The organism is Bradyrhizobium sp. LjRoot220 (assembly GCF_964252915.1).
In the GTDB taxonomy this organism is placed as follows: Bacteria; Pseudomonadota; Alphaproteobacteria; order Rhizobiales; family Xanthobacteraceae; genus Bradyrhizobium.
In genome coordinates, this window is sequence record NZ_CAXUPS020000001.1 from 1,266,844 (window position 1) to 1,283,721 (window position 16,878).

Annotated in this window: 19 protein-coding genes; 10 read left to right on the forward strand and 9 right to left on the reverse strand. The window is 62.6% G+C overall.

Annotated elements, in window-relative coordinates; all coding sequences use genetic code 11:
• The first annotated feature begins 70 nt into the window (after window positions 1-70).
• Window positions 71-751: a Crp/Fnr family transcriptional regulator gene (locus ACSQ84_RS05395; RefSeq protein WP_436210583.1), complete on the forward strand. Its 681-nt coding sequence runs from the start codon at window positions 71-73 to the stop codon at window positions 749-751.
• A 1,089-nt stretch (window positions 752-1,840) separates the two neighbouring features.
• Here the strand turns inward: ACSQ84_RS05395 and ACSQ84_RS05400 are convergent.
• From ACSQ84_RS05400 to ACSQ84_RS05415, 4 genes are all read right to left on the reverse strand, one after another.
• Window positions 1,841-2,821: a thioredoxin family protein gene (locus ACSQ84_RS05400; protein ID WP_436210584.1), complete on the reverse strand. Its 981-nt coding sequence runs from the start codon at window positions 2,819-2,821 to the stop codon at window positions 1,841-1,843.
• Window positions 2,822-2,823: 2 nt separating this feature from the next.
• Complete coding sequence (locus tag ACSQ84_RS05405; protein WP_436210585.1) at window positions 2,824-3,525, reverse strand: cytochrome c biogenesis CcdA family protein; 702 nt, start codon at window positions 3,523-3,525, stop codon at window positions 2,824-2,826.
• Between the two features lie 19 nt (window positions 3,526-3,544).
• Complete coding sequence (locus tag ACSQ84_RS05410) at window positions 3,545-3,961, reverse strand: cupin domain-containing protein (protein ID WP_436210586.1); 417 nt, start codon at window positions 3,959-3,961, stop codon at window positions 3,545-3,547.
• An 85-nt stretch (window positions 3,962-4,046) separates the two neighbouring features.
• Window positions 4,047-4,706: a VOC family protein gene (locus ACSQ84_RS05415; protein ID WP_436210587.1), complete on the reverse strand. Its 660-nt coding sequence runs from the start codon at window positions 4,704-4,706 to the stop codon at window positions 4,047-4,049.
• Between the two features lie 275 nt (window positions 4,707-4,981).
• Here ACSQ84_RS05415 and ACSQ84_RS05420 point away from each other — a divergent pair, with 275 nt between their 5' ends.
• The gene (locus ACSQ84_RS05420) at window positions 4,982-5,581 is read left to right on the forward strand and encodes a YdeI/OmpD-associated family protein (protein ID WP_436210588.1); all 600 of its coding nucleotides are present in this window, start codon (window positions 4,982-4,984) and stop codon (window positions 5,579-5,581) included.
• A gap of 22 nt (window positions 5,582-5,603) precedes the next feature.
• Here ACSQ84_RS05420 and ACSQ84_RS05425 read toward each other — a convergent pair whose 3' ends face one another.
• Genes ACSQ84_RS05425 through ACSQ84_RS05435 form a run of 3 tightly spaced genes read right to left on the reverse strand, consistent with a single transcriptional unit; the run spans window position 5,604 to window position 8,578 of the window.
• Complete coding sequence (locus tag ACSQ84_RS05425; protein ID WP_436210589.1) at window positions 5,604-7,103, reverse strand: tripartite tricarboxylate transporter permease; 1,500 nt, start codon at window positions 7,101-7,103, stop codon at window positions 5,604-5,606.
• 1 nt (window position 7,104) lies between these two features.
• Window positions 7,105-7,563, reverse strand: a complete 459-nt coding sequence (locus ACSQ84_RS05430) for a tripartite tricarboxylate transporter TctB family protein (protein ID WP_436210590.1) — start codon at window positions 7,561-7,563, stop codon at window positions 7,105-7,107.
• A 31-nt stretch (window positions 7,564-7,594) separates the two neighbouring features.
• Window positions 7,595-8,578 carry a Bug family tripartite tricarboxylate transporter substrate binding protein gene (locus tag ACSQ84_RS05435; RefSeq protein ID WP_436210591.1) on the reverse strand — a complete coding sequence of 328 codons (984 nt, stop codon included), beginning with the start codon at window positions 8,576-8,578 and terminating at the stop codon, window positions 7,595-7,597.
• 224 nt (window positions 8,579-8,802) lie between these two features.
• Between ACSQ84_RS05435 and ACSQ84_RS05440 the strand changes: the two genes are divergently transcribed.
• From ACSQ84_RS05440 to ACSQ84_RS05455, 4 genes are all read left to right on the forward strand, one after another.
• Window positions 8,803-9,726 (forward strand): LysR family transcriptional regulator, encoded by a 924-nt coding sequence (locus tag ACSQ84_RS05440; RefSeq protein WP_436210592.1) that lies wholly within the window; start codon window positions 8,803-8,805, stop codon window positions 9,724-9,726.
• 165 nt (window positions 9,727-9,891) lie between these two features.
• Window positions 9,892-10,842 carry a 5-dehydro-4-deoxyglucarate dehydratase gene (kdgD, locus tag ACSQ84_RS05445; RefSeq protein ID WP_436210593.1) on the forward strand — a complete coding sequence of 317 codons (951 nt, stop codon included), beginning with the start codon at window positions 9,892-9,894 and terminating at the stop codon, window positions 10,840-10,842.
• 73 nt (window positions 10,843-10,915) lie between these two features.
• Window positions 10,916-12,082, forward strand: a complete 1,167-nt coding sequence (locus ACSQ84_RS05450; protein WP_436210594.1) for a substrate-binding protein — start codon at window positions 10,916-10,918, stop codon at window positions 12,080-12,082.
• Window positions 12,083-12,183: 101 nt separating this feature from the next.
• Complete coding sequence (locus ACSQ84_RS05455) at window positions 12,184-12,585, forward strand: GFA family protein (RefSeq protein WP_436210595.1); 402 nt, start codon at window positions 12,184-12,186, stop codon at window positions 12,583-12,585.
• On the opposite strand, the gene ACSQ84_RS05460 is transcribed toward ACSQ84_RS05455, so the two are convergent.
• Window positions 12,504-12,959, reverse strand: coding sequence for an SRPBCC family protein (locus tag ACSQ84_RS05460; RefSeq protein ID WP_436210596.1), 456 nt, complete (start codon window positions 12,957-12,959; stop codon window positions 12,504-12,506). The two genes, ACSQ84_RS05455 and ACSQ84_RS05460, sit on opposite strands and share 82 nt — an antisense overlap.
• 119 nt (window positions 12,960-13,078) lie before the next feature.
• Between ACSQ84_RS05460 and ACSQ84_RS05465 the strand changes: the two genes are divergently transcribed.
• Window positions 13,079-14,173 carry an adenylate/guanylate cyclase domain-containing protein gene (locus ACSQ84_RS05465; protein ID WP_436210597.1) on the forward strand — a complete coding sequence of 365 codons (1,095 nt, stop codon included), beginning with the start codon at window positions 13,079-13,081 and terminating at the stop codon, window positions 14,171-14,173.
• 54 nt (window positions 14,174-14,227) lie between these two features.
• Here ACSQ84_RS05465 and ACSQ84_RS05470 read toward each other — a convergent pair whose 3' ends face one another.
• Window positions 14,228-15,085, reverse strand: coding sequence for a helix-turn-helix domain-containing protein (locus ACSQ84_RS05470; RefSeq protein WP_436210598.1), 858 nt, complete (start codon window positions 15,083-15,085; stop codon window positions 14,228-14,230).
• 52 nt (window positions 15,086-15,137) lie between these two features.
• Between ACSQ84_RS05470 and ACSQ84_RS05475 the strand changes: the two genes are divergently transcribed.
• From ACSQ84_RS05475 to ACSQ84_RS05485, 3 genes are all read left to right on the forward strand, one after another.
• Window positions 15,138-15,755: a hypothetical protein gene (locus tag ACSQ84_RS05475; RefSeq protein ID WP_436210599.1), complete on the forward strand. Its 618-nt coding sequence runs from the start codon at window positions 15,138-15,140 to the stop codon at window positions 15,753-15,755.
• An 87-nt stretch (window positions 15,756-15,842) separates the two neighbouring features.
• Complete coding sequence (locus ACSQ84_RS05480) at window positions 15,843-16,313, forward strand: ArsR/SmtB family transcription factor (protein WP_436210600.1); 471 nt, start codon at window positions 15,843-15,845, stop codon at window positions 16,311-16,313.
• Window positions 16,314-16,317: 4 nt separating this feature from the next.
• Entirely contained in the window at window positions 16,318-16,851 is a 534-nt protein-coding gene (locus ACSQ84_RS05485) for an SRPBCC family protein (protein ID WP_436210601.1), read from the forward strand.
• Window positions 16,852-16,878 lie beyond the last annotated feature (27 nt).

A 16,878-nucleotide genomic window follows, 5' to 3' on the forward strand; every position in this document is an offset into this window, starting at 1 on the left:
TATCGCTACGCGGTGACAACTGCGGCCAATATGGCTAAGGTAGATTTCCCGCCGCGGAACCAAACTGGAAATGGCGAACCATACCGATCAGGCTGGATTTGATCCCAAGACGTTTCTTGCCATCGTGGGCGAGGGCAAGACCATCCTTGAATTTCGCAAGGATCAGGTCGTCTTCGCCCAGGGAGACCCGGCAGACGCGGTCTTTTACATTCAAAAAGGCCGGGTCAAGGTTGTTGTCATATCCGACCAAGGCAAGGAGGCGGTGGTCGGGATTCTTGGATCGGGCCAGTTCTTTGGCGAAGGCTGCATGAACGGTCATTCGATGCGCATTGCGACCACGACCGCGATGGAAGACTGTCTGGTCACCGCTATCACGAAGTCGGCGATGCTCGCTGTGCTTCACGATCAACCGAAGTTTTCCGAGATGTTCATGGCCTATTTGTTGACCCGCAATAGCCGGATTGAGGAAGACCTGATCGACCAGCTCTTCAACTCCAGTGAAAAACGGTTGGCGCGCCTACTGCTTCTGCTAGCGAATTTCGGCAAGGAAGGCAGCCCGCAACCGATCATTCCCAATATCAGCCAAGAGACACTTGCTGAAATGATCGGTACGACCCGATCGCGCGTAAGCTTCTTCATGAATAAATTCCGTAAGCTTGGCTTCATCAGCTACAACGGAAAAATTGAAGTCAACAGTTCATTGTTGAATGCAGTCTTGTACGACAAGCCTGAGATCAAGAGCGAACCGTAAGAACGGAAATCGAAAGACAATCTCGCAAGAGTTGATTTTCCGACGCCTCTACCACGGCAAAGCTCCATAGTGACGTTGCAAGGGTCCGTGGTCTTTGTGGGAAACGATGTGGGCTCTCACGTCGCGACGGGCAAAACGCACCAGCGGCCCGGAAGAAATTTCGCTCGGCGGCAAGATAGACTTTTTCAACACTATCGGCACCGTTGGCGTCGCGGTCCAGGTGCGTGATTTCCGCCGTTGACGTTAGACCGACGAAAGGCAAGCACAGTTCGATATCCGCCGTTCGACGGTGTCATGTAACCGTGCCAAAGAAGCGGCCCCAGCGGCGGGGCAGCGACTGGAGCCGTTCTATATTCATCGGATGCAAGGTGGGGGGACGTTGCGCCCGGTCGTGCAAGATCAAGTGGCCCCTGCAGCAATCGTTCCCAAAAGAAATGCCTGTGGGCAACGCAACCTTAGCAGTATTGCCGGCGTATGTATTGTACTGGGGTATTGCAATTTCCAGTTCTAGCGCAGCGCCACCAGGCATTCATTCAGCTTGGGGGCGTTGGGCGTCTTGGGGCGTCCCAGGACAGTACTGGTCGGCCGGGTGCTGTCCGTATTTGACACCAATTGTCCGAATTTGAATCGGGGAGTGTCTAATTCGCAAACGACGGGTGAAATTCTTTTTCGGATATGAGCAATATTGACCAACGAGTTGCGGCTCCATGCATCACGATAGTTCCATCACCGCCGCCTTCCGCATCTAGCGGGGACAGAGCCTATTGAGCTCCGGGCAGATCAAGGGGATGTGCGCGAAATGTGACCACGTCGAAACGAGAATGATCTGCTCCGATCCAATGAAGGCGGGATTGGCGGGCTGGACAAACGGCGATCTAAATCCGCCCACGTAGGGTCGCTTCAGTTAGCGGCCTCTTTCGGTTGAGGCGTGTCCCATATCGCTTTTTGGCACGTCGCGTCGTTTCGCTGCTGTGCAACAATACGCCGGTTATCGGGGCATAGCGGACCTCGTAAGCCGTCCGCCCGACAGATTTATGGGTTCACGGCCTAGTCGGCCTGCGCCAGTGGCGCGCGGCGGGACCTGGTCGATCAACCGAACGTAAAGGCATATGCGCTCAGGCCGGCCTTGGGCACCCTCAGGCGCAACACATGCTCGCCGCTGCTTCCGCTATAGAGGGGATAAAGCCGGCTTCCATCGATGGTGACCGGCGGTTGCGGCGTGCCGTCCACGGTGACGGAGACGGCTTGCGGCAACGCGCTGCCCGCGACCAGATTGACCTTGGGCGCATTGAAGCGGAGCAGGATTTCAACGGCGTCCGCCGCCGACGTGGCGCGATCACCGCTGAGTTTCCACCGGCCTTCGAGGGCGAAATGGTTTTGCGGCACGCTGTCCGGCAGCGCGTAGGATCGTTCGCCGGCGACGGAATCCTGCGATGCCACGATGGCGCCGTCATTCTTCTCCGACCCAAGATAGAGTTCCGGCGTTTCGATGCCGGCAAGATCCGGATCGCTGGCCTGCGCAGCCGGTGCGGGTTCACCGACGAGGCGGGCGATCGTGTTCTCCAACTGCTGGTAGCCGCCTTCGCCGAATTGCGTCGCGACAATAGTGCCGGACCGGTCGATCAGATATCCGGCCGGCCAATACTGGTTACCGAAGGCGCGCCAGGTGCGATACTGATTGTCCTGCGCCACCGGATATTTGATGCCAAAGCGCTTGATGGCGGTTTCGACATTCGCCGTCTCCCGCTCGAAGGCGAATTCAGGCGTATGCACGCCGACCACGACAAAACCCTTGTCCTTGTAGGTGTCATACCACCTGGTCACATAGGGCAGGGTGCGCACGCAGTTGATGCAGGAATAGGTCCAGAACTGCACCAGGACGACCTTGCCGCGCAGGCTTTGCAGCGTCAGCGGCGGAGAATTCAGCCAGGCCGAGATCCCCTGGAATTCCGGCGCGGTGCGCCGCTCGCTCGATGTGGTTTGCTCGCCGCGGCTTAGCGACGGGCCGTATTGCACGACGACGAGAAAGCCGACGATCAGAAGCACAATGACAGTGAGAAACTTGCGCATGGTCATAGTCCTGTTTGGTGGCCCGGGTAGAAGTCGGAGAGCCACACCATGATGATGGTGTCGTATTGGGTGTAGAAGGCGAACGCGACGAGCAGCACGGCTGCGCCGAAGCTGCGCTGCAGGGCAGGCGTGTAGGGCACGATCCTGCGCATCCGGGTGGTGGCGTATTGCCCGCCATAAGCGATCAGCAATATCGGGATCGCCGCGCCGATGGCGTAAGTGACGAGCAGCACGCCGGCGCGCGCGAGGTTTTCCGACGTCGCGATCAGCGTGAGAATGGAGCCGAGCACCGGCCCGGCGCAGGGCGTCCACAACACGCCGAGCGACAATCCGAGAACGAGGCCGCCGAAATTGCCCGGTCCGGCGGCCCGCACCGCGCCATCCGCATGCGACAGGAGCCCGCTCAACCGCGCCGCAAGCCATTCGTAGGGTTGCGGCCAGAGCATCAGGACACCGAAGCTGGCGAGCAGCGCGATGGAAATCTTCCGCAAGCTGTCATGCGACAGCCCCAACACCGTTGGGAACGCGCCGAACAGCAGCGCGAAGCCGGCGAAGGCGATGACGAAGCCGCTCACGATGAACAGCGGCCGCCAACTTCCTTGCTGGCCGATCGACGTGCCGAGCAGGATCGGAAGCAGCGGCAGGATGCACGGCGCTGCCGCCGTCAGCAGTCCTGCCGCAAACGCGAGAACGATCTGGATCATCGCAGTAATCCTCGTGGGGTCACTTCACCAGCGTCAGCAGCGGCTTGCCCTTCTCGACGATGTAGGTAGCGAGCTCGCTGCCGGTGCCGCTGCCGACGTTCCGCGCCGAGTGCACCGTCCCGGCCGGGATGAACAGCACGTCGCCGGCCTTGAGCGTTACCGATGGCTTGCCCTCGATCTGATATTCCAGCGCGCCTTCGAGGACGTTGATGACCTCTTCGCCCGGATGGTTGTGACTGCCGAACGCCGCGCCCGGGGCGAAGTCGACGCGCACCTGGACTACCTCGCGTCCGCTGGCGCTGAGATCATGCCGCTGCAGGTCGGTTCGCTTGATGCCGGATGGCTGGGCCTGTGCCGCGGGAAGCGCGAAGGCACTTGCAGCGATCAACGCCGCGCTCGCGACAACTCGTATCGTCTTCAACAGATAGTTGCTCATATCGATTCTCCCTTGGGTTCAAGAATTTCGTGGATCGACGTGGACCGGGCCGGGACCCGGCCGGTCCGCGTGGGATAGAGGTGGCTTACAGCGGCAACGGCTCGCCGGCCTGCTCCTTGGCGATGTAATCGGCGTACCAGTCCGGCCAGTGCACATCGTGCTGGCCGCCGTTGCGCTTTTCGTGTTCGCCATGGGCGGCCGCCGCGCGGCGCAGCGCGCTTGCGATGTCTGATGACGACGAGAACGTGGTGTCGCCTTCGATGCGGCCGGGGGCGCGGGCGGTCACTTCCTGGAACAGCCAGCCATTGCCATCGGGATCGCTGAAGGAAGCGTAGGACTGGTAGGTGCGACGCTCCGGATCCGGACCGCTGACGCGATCGCGGCCGAGCAGGAAGGGTGTGTCCTTGCCGGTGAACACGCCGTCGGCGGCGTGGAAGGTTTGGCTGACGTCGACGCCGCGCTCGCGCAATTCACGGCGCGCGGCCTCGATGTCGGAAACGACGAGATAGAGTCCCTGGGCGGAGCCGGGGGCCGCCGCCGTGACGTTCTTGCCGAAGATCACCGAAGCGCCGGAGCCGGGCGGCGTGAACTGGATGACGCGCCAGTCCTTGCCGTCGGCGAAGTCGGCATCGAGCCGCCAGCCAAGGCTGGCATAGAACGCCTTGGCGCGATCGACGTCGGAGACCGGGATAACGACGACCTCGAGCTTCATGGCGGTCGCCGGGGTCTTGCTTGCATGGGTCATGGTCCTTCTCTCTTTGAATGATAGATCGGATGCGATCTATTCGTGTGCGATGTATAAGGCGCTGGCGACATCGAAAGTCAATGCGTCCGATTTAATCGCATGCGATATATCGTTCACATATTCGTGTCCGCGCGGCCGACCTGCGAATGAAAAAGAGGCGCCACAACCGCGATTTCCCCAGCCAATTCAAAAGGAAGCTTCGCGAATTTCCAGAATGCTCAGGGAGGTGTGTAAGCTGGCGCCGCAAGGCCTAGAGCATCGCAAGAAGCATCGAAATGGCACCCGCTAAAATCAGTCCCGACAAGATCCGCGAATTCAAGGACGCGGAGAGCTTCTACAGATGGCTCGGCAAACACCACGACAAGGAAGACGAAATCTGGATCAAGATCCACAAGGTGGATTCCGGATTGAAATCGATCACGCCGAAACAAGCCATCGACGCGGTGCTTTGCTGGGGCTGGATCGATGGCCAGCGCAAGGGTTTTGACGACAAGAGCTATATGCAGCGCTACACGCCGCGCACGAGGAAAAGCATCTGGAGCCAGATCAACGTCGATAACGTCGCGCGGCTGATCGACGAAGGCCGGATGACCGCCCATGGGCTAAGAGAAGCGGACGCGGCCAAGTCCGACGGGCGCTGGGCGCGCGCCTACAAGAGCGGAAAGGACATGAAGATTCCCGACGATCTGAAGGCCGCGATCGATGCCGAGCCGAAGGCAAAGGCCATGCTGGCAAAACTCAGTGCGCAGAATCGGTTCGCGCTGGCATTTCGAACGCACAACATGAAAACCGAAGCCGGAAGGAAGAAAAAGGTCGAGACATTCGTCGCGATGCTCAAGCGCGGCGAGACGATTTACCCGCAAGGCAGGAAGTGACAAGAAATGAGGTGGGCTCGCCTCACTCCGCCAGCGCCTCCTGCCGGCTGCGCCGGATCGCCGGGAATACCATCAGCAGGAACAGCACCGCGACGAGGGCGAGCAGCGTGGCGCTGATCGGGCGGCGCAGGAACACCGAAAAATCGCCGTCCGCCAGCAGCATCGCGCGCCGGAAGTTTTCCTCCAGTTGCGGGCCGAGCACGAGCCCGAGCAGCAGCGGCGCTGGCTCGACGCCGACCTTGATGAAGAAGTAGCCGATCAGCGCGCAGCCGAGCATCAGCCAGACGTTGAACAGATTGTTGGCGAGGCCGAAGGTGCCGATGCAGCAGAACAGCACGATTGCGGGGAACAGCAACCGGTAGGGAATTTTCAGCATCGAGACCCATACGCCGATCAGGGGCAGGTTGATCACGAGCAGCATCAAATTGCCGACCCACATGCTGGCGATGACGCCCCAGACCAGTTGGGGTTGCTCGCGCATGATCTGCGGCCCGGGCTGGATGCCCTGCATCATCAGCGCGCCGATCATCAGCGCCATCAGGGCATTGGCGGGGATGCCGAGTGTCAGCAGCGGGATGAAGCTGGTCTGCGCGCCGGCATTGTTCGCGGCCTCGGGCCCGGCGACGCCCTCGATCGCGCCCTTGCCGAAGCGGGAGGGATCGCGGGCGAGTTTTTTCTCCAGCGCATAGGAAGAGAACGGCGGCAGTGCTGCGCCGCCGCCCGGCAATACGCCGAGGACGGAGCCCAGCATCGTGCCGCGCACCATCGCCGGGAAGGCGGCGCGCAGATCGGCGCCGCTCGGGATCAGGTTGCGGATCGACTGGCTGACGACGCGCATGATGGCCGGGCGCTCGAGGTTGGCGATGATCTCGGCGAGGCCGAACATGCCCATCGCGACCGGTACGAAGTCGAGCCCGTCGGAGATCTCGGGGATGCCGAAAGTCATTCGCGGCGCGCCCGAATTGACGTCGATGCCGACGAGGCCGAGCAGGATGCCGAGCAGCACCATCGCAAGCGACTTGGCGACCGAACCGTGCGCGAGCACGACGGCGGCGATCAAGCCGAGCACGAGCAGGCTGAAATATTCAACCGCGGTGAATTTCAGCGCCAGCGCCGCCAGCGGCAGGCTGAGCACGGCGATGACGATGGTTGCGACGGTGCCGGCAAAGAACGACGAGATCGCGGCGATCGCGAGCGCGGTCCCGGCCTTGCCCTGTTTGGCCATCTCGTGGCCGTCGAGGCAAGTGACGACCGAAGACGTTTCGCCGGGCACGTTGACGAGGATCGCCGTGGTCGAGCCGCCATATTGCGCGCCGTAGAAGATGCCGGCCAGCATGATCATGGCCGAGGGCGGCGCCAGGCCGAAGGTGAACGGCAGCAGCAGCGCGATCGCCGGAATCGGTCCGATGCCGGGCAGCACGCCGATCGCGGTGCCGATCACGACGCCGATCAGGCAGAACAGCAAATTGTTCAGCTGCAGGGCGGTCGAAAGCCCCATCAGCAGATTGTCGAAAAGCTCCATGTCAGAACCATGCTCCAGGCCAGATCGGCACCGGCAAGGCCAGCGCCTTGACGAAGAGCAGCACCGCCGCCGCCGAGAGCCCCAGTGCGAACAGCAGGGTTTCGATCGGCCGCGCTTCGCGCGTCGCGAGGCTGGCGATCAGGATCGCGGCGAACGACGACAGCGCCAGACCGAAGCGCGTGGCGGTGAATGCGAACACGGCGACCGACGCCGTGATCGCGAGCAGCGGCTGTAGTCGGACCGGCGCAATTCCGACGAAGGGGCGGCGGATGCCGCGGACACTGAACCAGAGCCCGAAGCCCAGCAGCATGACGGCGATGGCGCGCGGCATGTAGCCGGGTCCCATGTCGGCGGCATTGCCGCCCGACAAAGTGCGCGTTGCCGCCAGCGCGATTGCTGCGACAGCGATCAGGAACAGCCCGAAGAGCAGATCCTGCCAGTCCGTTCGGCGGGCGTTCATCGCAGGCCTCGCATCGCCAGTATCGATCCCGTCACTCGCCCTTGATGCCGGCTTCGCGGATGATGTCGCCCCAGCGCTTTGTTGAGTCCTTCAACCAGGTCGCCAACGCATCCGGGGTGCCGGCACGGACTTCACCGCCCTGTTCGGCGATCTTGGCCTTGATTTCGGGCGACTGCAGAATCTTGCTGATCTCGGTATTGAGCCGCGCGATGGTCGCCGGCGGCGTGCCGCTGGCCACGACAATGCCTTGCCAGGTGCCGAACTCGCCGCCGGGCAGCTTGGCTTCCTTGAAGGTCGGCACATCGGGCGCGGAGGGGACACGGTTCTCGCCGGTGACGGCAAGGCCGATCAGCTGTTTGTTGTTCACGAAAGGAAGGGTGGCCGATGCGCCATTGATGAGCGCGCCGCTTTCGCCGGCGACGACGGCGCGCGTGGCCGCAGCACCGCCCTTGTAGGGTACGTGCTTGAACTGGATGCCAAGTTCCTTCTGCATCACCAGAGCGGTGATGTGATTGGCGCCGCCGACGCCGGAATTGGCGACGGCGAGTTTGCCGGGATTGGCCTTGGCATAGGCGATCAGTTCCGCGGCTGTTTTGACCGGGATCGATTCGTGCACGGCCAGCACATAGGGGCCGAACATTACCATCGTGACGGGGGCGAGGTCCTTTTCGAGACTATAGGTCAGGTTCGAAAACAGGCTGGGCGCCGTCGTGAGCGAACCGAGATCCGTCAGCAGCAACGTCGTGCCGTCAGGCGTCGCCTTGGCGACGGCGTCGGCGCCGAGATTGCCGGACGCGCCGGGCTTGTTCTCGATCACGACGCTCTGGCCGATCGCTTCCGACAATTTTGGGCTGATCAGCCGCGCCAGGATGTCGGAGGTTCCGCCTGGCGCGAACGGCACGATGATTCGGACCGGCCGGTCGAAGTTTTGGGCGGAAGCGGCGCCGGGCAGTTGGCTGAACAGGATGGCTGCGGCGGCGGCGAGGGCGGCGCGGCGCCCGAAACGTGGAAACATGTTTGTCCTCCGGTCGAATTCGCGCAAGCGCTCTGCGGCGTCGCGCATCGCGGTCTTTGGCCGCGCTGGTGGCACGATAAGCGATGATCGATCCAATGGCGAACCAGAATGAGGATGGTCCGATACCAATTTTGGATCATATTGCTGAGATGCGCTAGGCTGGCGAGGCGGAGCCGGTATGCGGCAACGAATGCCGGGATGCGGCAAGGAATAAAGGGAGCGGGATGTTCGAACTGAGCCAGCTGCGCTGCTTCGTGGCGGTGGCCGAGGAACTGCATTTCGGCCGCGCCGCGGCCCGGCTGAACATGACGCAGCCGCCGCTGAGCCGTCAGGTCCAGATTCTCGAACGGATTTTGGGTGTGCAACTGCTTCAGCGCGGCAATCGCCTGGTCCGGCTGACGCCAGCCGGACAGAGTTTTCTGACCGAAGCGCGGCTGATCCTGAAGCTGACGGAAAGTGCGGCGCTGCTGGCGAGGCGCGTCGCCGAAGGCAAGGCCGGCTCGGTCAATATCGGCTTCACCGCCGCGTCGTCCTATAGTTATGTCCCAGAGCTGGTCGCGGCGTGCCGCCAGCAATTGCCGGATGTCGAGCTGATCCTGAAAGAGATGGTCAGCGGCGACCAGCTTAAGCGGCTCGGCGCCGGCGAAATCGATATCGGCCTGCTGCGGCCGCCGATCCCGCGCGTCGGCCTGCAGTTTTTCCGGGTCAAGGCCGAACGGATGATCGCGGCCGTGCCCGCCGGTCACAAGCTCGCGGAGGCGAAGACGATCAGCCTGCCGGACCTTGCGGCCGAACCTTTTATTACTTACGCGCCTTACGAGGCCCGTTACTTCCACGACCTGTTGGTGGAGCTTTTCTCGCGCGCCGCACTGGCGCCGCTCTACGTCCAGCACCTCGCGCAGATCCATTCGATCCTGGCCATCGTGCAAGCCGGCGTCGGCGTTGCCCTGGTGCCGGAAGCAGCGGAGAAACTGCAGTTCAAGGGCGTCGCGCTGCGGCCGCTGGCGGATGATCAGCAACGGGCGGCCGAACTCTACTTCGTCTGGCGGGACGACAACGATAATCCGCTGCTGCCGGTGATCGCGTCGATCGCCCGCGATCTTGCCGCTAGAGCGTTTTCCAGCGAAGTGGACACCGGTTCGCGTTAAGAAAACACGTCAAATCAAGAGCCAGAGCCCGTTCCGATTCCATCGGAACGGACAACGCTCTGGCGCCTGAGCCATCCAATCAATGGATCATTCGATCCAGCAATTGGTCTGCCGCGGCATCGAGCCTGGTCTAATTCTCAGCCTCCCGCAGCGAGGACCGTCACGATGAGCAGAATGACCCCGAAGGAGATGGCGCTGACGATCGGCAACGGGCTGCTGTCGTTTCCTGTCACGCCGTTCGACGTATCAAACAAATTCGACGCCGCGCGCTATCGCTCCCATCTCGACTGGCTGTGCAGCTATGAGGTCGCAGGGCTGTTCGCGGCCGGCGGCACTGGTGAATTCTTCTCGCTGACGCCGGCCGAAGTCGTCGACGTCGTCGCAACCGCGGTGCAGCAGACCGCTGGCCGCGTGCCGGTGCTGGCCGGCGTCGGTTATGGCACGGCGATGGCGACCGAACTTGCGGCCGCCGTCGAGCGCGCCGGTGCCGACGGCATCTTGCTGCTGCCGCCTTATCTGGTGTTCTCCGAGCAGGCGGGTTTGGCCGCGCATGTCGAGGCGGTCTGCAAGGCGACCAGCCTTGGTGTCATCGTCTACAACCGCGACAACGCCATCCTCACCGAGGACACGATCGAAAAGCTCTGCGAACGCTGCCCGAACCTCGTCGGGTTCAAGGATGGCGTCGGTGACATCGAACAGATGACGCGGATTCATCTGCGCATGGGCGATCGGCTGACCTATGTCGGCGGATTGCCGACCGCCGAAACGTTCGCGTTGCCTTATCTGGAAATGGGCGTCACGACCTATTCCTCCGCCGTGTTCAACTTCGTCCCCGAGTTCTCGACCAAATTCTATGCGGCGGTGCGGCGGCGCGACCGCGAGACCGTCCAGGCGGGCCTGCGCGACTTCATCATGCCGCTGCTCGCGATCCGCAACCGCAAGCGCGGCTATGCGGTTTCGATGATCAAGGCCGGGATGAAGGTGATCGGCCGTGATTCCGGCCCGGTGCGCTCGCCGCTGACCGATCTGACATCGGGAGAGGTCGAGGAACTGTCGGCGCTGGTCGGCCGGTTGAAAACCAGCGAGTTCTCCAGCCGGACGCTCGCGGCCGCGTAAATCCGTGCGGCTGCATGGCCGGTGAATCCCTTGTAGTCTCGCCGCAACCGATTCTCGGTCGTGGAGGGCGCGCATGGCACTGTGGTCAATCAAGCGCGTGGCGTTCGCGCTGCTGGTATGCGGCGCAGGCCTCAGCCCTCTGATCGGCGTCAATGCCGCCGAACCGATCCGCGTCGGCGCGGTGCTGCCGTTTTCCGGTGGTGTCGAACTCTACGGGCAGCAGGCCAAGCTCGGGCTCGATCTTGCGGCCAAGGAGATCAACGCGGCGGGCGGCATTCTCGGCCGGCCGGTCCAGGTCATCTATGCCGACGACAAGACGCGGCCGGCATCGGCTGTCACCGCCGCGCAGGGGCTGATTCAAAGCGATGGCGTTGTGGCGCTGGTCGGCCCCGTCACCTCGCAAAATTTCAATGCGATCGTGCCGGTCGCCGAGAGCCTGAAAACGCCGCTGCTCTACGCCACCAATTTCGAAGGCGGCAAATGCAGCCGCTATGTGTTCTCGTTCTCGACGGTGCCTAACCAGGACATGGGCCAGTTGCTGCCCTACGTGAACCAGGCTTTCGGCAACACCTATTTCCTGTTCGGGGCCGACAGGGTCTGGCCGCACCAGATGTTCGATATTGCAAGACCGCTGATCGAGAAGCTCGGCGGCAAAGTCGTCGGCACGCAATATACGTTAGGCACCGAGACGGACTTCGGCCCGCTGATCGCGCAGGTGGCGGCGGCCAAGCCGAAGGTGCTGCTATTCGCGCTGAAAGGCGATGGCATCGATTTCATCCGGCAGGCCGACGACAAGGGGTTGTTCAAGGATACGACCGTCGCCTTCCTCGGATTGTCCGAGATCGATCTCGGCATTTTCCGCGGCAAGGGCCAGAACATGTACACGGCGGTGCCTTCGGTTGCGACCAGCGACGATCCCGCCATCAAGGCGTTCGTCGCCAAGGTCCGCACTGAGGGCGGCGCCGACGTGCTGGTGTCGAACTATGTCATGACGCACTACAACGCGCTGATCGCGCTGAAGAACGCGATCGAGAAAACCGGCAAGGTCGACAAGGAAGCCATCATCGACGCGATGGCGGGTCTGGTCTTTCCATCGCCGACCGGGCCGGTGACGATCGACCAGAATCATTATGCGACGATGAACATGTTCATCGCCAGGACGCAGGGGACCGAACTCGTTACCGTCCGCACGCTGGGCGCGATCGCGCCGCAGCCGGGATGCAAACTGGCGGATCGGTGATTGCGGAAAAGCCTTTGCCCGAAGTAACGGAACTGGCCAGGCTTGCGTAAGTCCGTGGTAGTTGGCCCCGGCGGCTGACAAAGTTACTTGGGGAGAACGACATGCTGGCTGGCAGATGCTTGTGCGGGGCGTGTACTTACACCATCGAAGGTGACCCCGTCGTCGTTGCTCATTGCCATTGCCGGGACTGTCAAAGGTTCAGTGGCGCCGGCCACACTTCAGGGGCGATGTTCGCGGAAAGTGGCGTGAGCATCGCCGGTAATCCCGCGCGTTTTATTCTGACAAGCGAAGCTGGAAACACAGTCACGCGGCTCTTCTGCGGAGAATGCGGCAGCCCGCTGTTTGGCTCGAACTCGGGAATGCCCGGATTTATGACTGTGGATGGCGCGCCGCTGACGACTTCGCTCTGTCGCGCCAGGCCTCACGCGCTGCGTGTGCCGCTCGGCCCCCGATCGGGACCGGGATCGCGACCGGCCGCGGCTGATGTCAGCCGGTCGAGATAATGTGCCCAACCCTTGTCATGGCTGGCGCGGGTCGCCTCGTTGGGCAGGCCGCTATGGGTCATGCGCAGCAGCGTGCCGCCGTCCTGTTCGATCAAGTCGATTTCGATCAGGCTTGATCCCGGCGGCACCTCGTCATTGCTTTCCCAGCCGAAGCTGTAGGCGAGGCGGTGCACCGGCACGACCTCGCGGAACGCGCCGCGCGCCACGGCGCTGCCAACGCCCTTCAAAAGATAAAGTCCGCCCGGATGCATCTCCGTCGTTGCCTCGGTCCCCATCCATTGCACGATCTTGTCCGGATCGGTCAGGAAGGCGAACACGCTGGCGCGTGGCGCCGCAATGTGGGTCTCGCGCTGGAGCACAAACGATTCAGTCATCGAAAACCTCGTTGGTCGTTGGCCTGACGGAGGGGCAACCTTACGCCAACATATGCCCGCGCGCGGATTTACCAAGGGTGGTTGATGACAATCAAGCGCCGCTGTCACATGATCGGTCCATGCAACTCAATTCGACGCTGACATGGCTGGTCGATGCGGCCGGCGCTTCACCGGGGGCTGACCGGTTCCTTGCCGAACTCGGTGCGCACTTGATTGCCGATGACCTGCCGCTTGCCGGCGGCGCCCTGACGCTCGCGGTCCCGCACCCGATTATTGCCCGCCGCACTTGGCTGTGGCGGGCCGACAACGGCGTGGTGATCGAGGCGGTGGGATTTGCACCGGCGGCATTCGCAAGCGCAGGACAGCAGGATTCCACCGGCGATGCCGGTCGCCGCTGGCTGGCCGGACTCGCAGGCGGCGCGGTGCATCAAGATGCTGTGGGCTCGCGGTCGGATGGACCGGTGCTCTCGTGGATCGGTCCGCGCCAGTTCACGGAAGCAGAACTCGGCCGGCTGCGCGAGGTCGCCCGGTTTGCCTCCGCGCCACTCGCCGCCCTTTCGGCGCGCGCGACATTGACCGCAACGCTTGAGGCTTATCTCGGGAGGCGCAGCGCAGCGCGCGTGCTGGCAGGACCGCTGCGGCGCGATGTCGGCGAAACCATCCGTGCTGCGTTGCTCTATGCCGATCTGCGCAGCTTCACCGCGCTTTCCGAAACTTCGCCGCCGGCTTCCGTCATCTCTGCGCTGGATGCCTGGTTCGATTGCATGGCCGGCGCCGTTCACGCCTTCGGCGGCGAGGTGCTGAAATTTATCGGCGATGGCATGCTGGCGATCTTTCCGGTCACCGGCGACAGGCCCGGCGAAGCTTGCAATGCGGCGCTGCGCGCGGTCACGTCCGCCCAGGCCGGCATGGAGCATCTTGATGGGAGCAGGCGAGAGCAGGGGTTGCCCTCCCTCAGCTTCGGTGCCGCGCTGCACCTTGGCGAAATTCTGTGGGGCAATGTCGGGGCGGCCGACCGGCTGGATTTCACCGCGATCGGTCCCGCCGTCAATCTGGTCAGCCGGCTCGAGGGGCTTTGCCGGCCGCTCGGCCGAACGGTTTTGATTTCCGGCGCGGTCGCGACCGAGATCACATCAAAATTGATTCCGCTCGGAACGCATCCGCTGCGCGGCATCGCTGCGCCCTGCGACGTCTACACCGTGCCGGAGAATTGATACAAGGTGGGGCGGCCGATTGCCCGGAAGGCGGCTTTCGACAATGGCTCCGTGTCAGGCCACCCGGTCGCGAACAAGCGAGCCGCTATTGCTCATCGTATCGTTCAGTTGAGGCAGGGCCTGCTCCTGCACCATGCGTTTCGCAACCTCAACCGTCGTCGCATCAGCGGGGAAGAGCATTTCCAACGCGATCTCCGCCAATGTCACATCATTGGGAGTCCCGAAAACGGTAACGGTATTCAGGAATGACATCGGGCCCAGACGGGTCGCGATACGAAGCGGTGTCGCCAGACGCTGCGAAGCTTCGAGGCCACCGGGCGGTTCGGAATTGGGCGGGACGGGGTAGGCGGATATTTCTGCGTGCAACCCCTGTATGATCGGATCGGCCCGCGCCTCGATCTGCTGGCGAAGGACGCTCAGGGAATGCGCGCGCCATTCCGCGAAATTCAGGATTCTGGGACCCATTCCAGCCGGATGCAGGATGAGACGCATGGCGTTGATTGGGGTGCGCAAAAGATCCGCTGAACAGCCTTCGTAGAGTTGTGGAAGCGCCGCATTGGACAGCACCACATTCCAGTGCCGATCGACGGCGAAGGCCGGGTACGGCTTATGTGCCATCAGCACACTATCGATGGCGTTCCTTGCCGCCTCCAATTCCGCCAGCGCGCGTTCCGGAAAGGCCGGGGCGAAGCCGGCCGCGAGCAGCAACATGTTCTGATCGCGCAGCGGGATATCCAAATATTCGGCAAGTCGCGCGATCATTTCGCGGCTCGGCTGCGACCTGCCGGTTTCAAGGCAAGACAGATGCCTGGTCGAACTCCCCGCCGCGTATGCGAGGTCGGCCTGTGTCATGCGGCGCCGCGCGCGACAGCGCCGAAGCAGGATCCCGAAGGGGAGCTGATGAGCAGTCATTTAGCGAGTCTAGGGTCCAGTCCGGCCGGGCTCAATGACCTCGGAGGTCAAGTTGACCTCGGAGGTCAAGTTCGCGGCGCGAAGCCATCGCTTTTTTGACCTGTGGGGTCATCGATTTCCGCGCCCGCTCAAGCGAATTCTCGTGGCGGCGCGCAATTGCCGCGTCCTGTTCGAACTCACACCGCAAACCCCGAGGTGGAACATGCCCAGCACTTATCACTACCTGCTCGGACTTCTGGTGAGCGCAGTACTTGCGATCCCTGCGCTCGCGCTGGACCCCAAATCGCCAAATGGAGAGAAAAAGATGCTCGACCCCCAGACACTGGCCGATCGATACGTCGCCGTATGGAACGAAAAGGACGACAAGCGCCGGCGGGATGCCATCGCGGCGCTTTGGGTGCCGAACGGCCAGCATTACGTCGCCGCGCGGGAAGTGCGCGGCTACGAGGAATTGGAGAAGCGGGTTCGAGGATCGCACGAGAAAAATGTCAGGGACGACGGCAACCGGTTTCGCGCGGCACCCGGCGCACGCCGCCTGCGCGACGTCGTTACGTTCTATTGGGAGATGCTGCCCGCCAATGGTGACAACGTTCTGGCAAGAGGCCTGGAGTTTTTGATCGTCGACGACGAGGGCCGGATCATCGTCGATTATCAGTTCTTCCCGGCCTAGTCGGACGCACTCACAGCCCGTTTTGGCGGGCGCTGGAACCGACGCGCCGACGCTGTTCTTGAGCGGCGTCGGCGTTGGCAGCCCGATGTGAACTACCGATGGCCGCCTTCGCGGAACAAAGTACTCCGCCGCATCACGCCAAATAAATTAAACCGATCAGTTGACAATCGCGCTCCGGCCGTTATGTTGAACCACATGGTTGAACAACGCGCCCATCTCGATGCCGTCTTTCATGCGCTGGCCGATCCGACGCGGCGGGCCATGTTGGGTCAGCTTGCGGAACGGGAACTCACGATCGGCGAATTGGCGACCCCATACAACATGAGTTTTGCGGGCGCCTCCAAGCATGTGCGCGTCCTTGAGAATGCCGGCCTGGTGCAGCGTACGATCCATGGCCGCAGTCATCTATGCCGCCTGCAGGCGGCACGGCTCGCGGAAGCCAATGAATGGCTGCGGCGTTACGAGCGCTTCTGGAACGAAAAGCTCGACACCTTGGAATCCCTATTGCGCGCCGAGGACGAGGCGAACGCAAAGAAAAGCAAAGCGGCGAAGGAGTAGAACGATGGATATGAAGACCACACCCGATGCCTATGGCGAGCTGATCGAACCGACCACGCTGAAGATCCAGCGGCTGCTGCCCGGCCCGATCGAGCGCATCTGGGCCTATCTCACCGACAGCGAACTGCGCCGCAAATGGCTGGCGGCGGGCGCGATGGAGATGAAGGTCGGCGCGCCCGTCGAATTCGTCTGGCGCAACGAGGAACTCAACGACCCGCCAGGAAAGCGGCCGGCCGATTTCCCCGAAGAACACCGCATGCAGAGCCGGATCACCGAATGCGATCCGATGCGCAGGCTTTCCATCGCCTGGAACAACAGCGGCGACGTGACGTTTGAGCTGGAGCCGAAGGGGCAGGGCGTGCTGCTGACGGTGATCCATCGCCGGCTGCCCGATCGCTCGACCATGCTCAAGGTCAGCGCCGGCTGGCATATGCATCTCGATGTTCTTGTTGCTCGCGCCACTGGCAACGAGCCGGCGCCGTTCTGGGAAGGCTGGAGCCGCCTGCAGAAGGAATACGACCGGCGGCTTCCGGCCTGACGCCGCAGCACGACGCGGAACGCAACA

Bases quoted from the DNA above. Each gene is read 5' to 3' on its own strand.
- ACSQ84_RS05425 (WP_436210589.1), bottom strand. From the start codon at position 7,103: ATGGAGCTTTTCGACAATCTGCTGATGGGGCTTTCGACCGCCCTGCAG.
- ACSQ84_RS05395 (WP_436210583.1), top strand. From the start codon at position 71: ATGGCGAACCATACCGATCAGGCTGGATTTGATCCCAAGACGTTTCTT.
- ACSQ84_RS05415 (WP_436210587.1), bottom strand. From the start codon at position 4,706: ATGACCCATGCAAGCAAGACCCCGGCGACCGCCATGAAGCTCGAGGTC.
- ACSQ84_RS05400 (WP_436210584.1), bottom strand. From the start codon at position 2,821: ATGCGCAAGTTTCTCACTGTCATTGTGCTTCTGATCGTCGGCTTTCTC.
- ACSQ84_RS05485 (WP_436210601.1), top strand. From the start codon at position 16,318: ATGGATATGAAGACCACACCCGATGCCTATGGCGAGCTGATCGAACCG.
- ACSQ84_RS05435 (WP_436210591.1), bottom strand. From the start codon at position 8,578: ATGTTTCCACGTTTCGGGCGCCGCGCCGCCCTCGCCGCCGCCGCAGCC.
- ACSQ84_RS05470 (WP_436210598.1), bottom strand. From the start codon at position 15,085: ATGACTGCTCATCAGCTCCCCTTCGGGATCCTGCTTCGGCGCTGTCGC.
- ACSQ84_RS05440 (WP_436210592.1), top strand. From the start codon at position 8,803: ATGTTCGAACTGAGCCAGCTGCGCTGCTTCGTGGCGGTGGCCGAGGAA.
- ACSQ84_RS05430 (WP_436210590.1), bottom strand. From the start codon at position 7,563: ATGAACGCCCGCCGAACGGACTGGCAGGATCTGCTCTTCGGGCTGTTC.
- ACSQ84_RS05410 (WP_436210586.1), bottom strand. From the start codon at position 3,961: ATGAGCAACTATCTGTTGAAGACGATACGAGTTGTCGCGAGCGCGGCG.
- ACSQ84_RS05405 (WP_436210585.1), bottom strand. From the start codon at position 3,525: ATGATCCAGATCGTTCTCGCGTTTGCGGCAGGACTGCTGACGGCGGCA.
- kdgD (WP_436210593.1), top strand. From the start codon at position 9,892: ATGAGCAGAATGACCCCGAAGGAGATGGCGCTGACGATCGGCAACGGG.
- ACSQ84_RS05455 (WP_436210595.1), top strand. From the start codon at position 12,184: ATGCTGGCTGGCAGATGCTTGTGCGGGGCGTGTACTTACACCATCGAA.
- ACSQ84_RS05460 (WP_436210596.1), bottom strand. From the start codon at position 12,959: ATGACTGAATCGTTTGTGCTCCAGCGCGAGACCCACATTGCGGCGCCA.
- ACSQ84_RS05420 (WP_436210588.1), top strand. From the start codon at position 4,982: ATGGCACCCGCTAAAATCAGTCCCGACAAGATCCGCGAATTCAAGGAC.
- ACSQ84_RS05450 (WP_436210594.1), top strand. From the start codon at position 10,916: ATGGCACTGTGGTCAATCAAGCGCGTGGCGTTCGCGCTGCTGGTATGC.
- ACSQ84_RS05465 (WP_436210597.1), top strand. From the start codon at position 13,079: ATGCAACTCAATTCGACGCTGACATGGCTGGTCGATGCGGCCGGCGCT.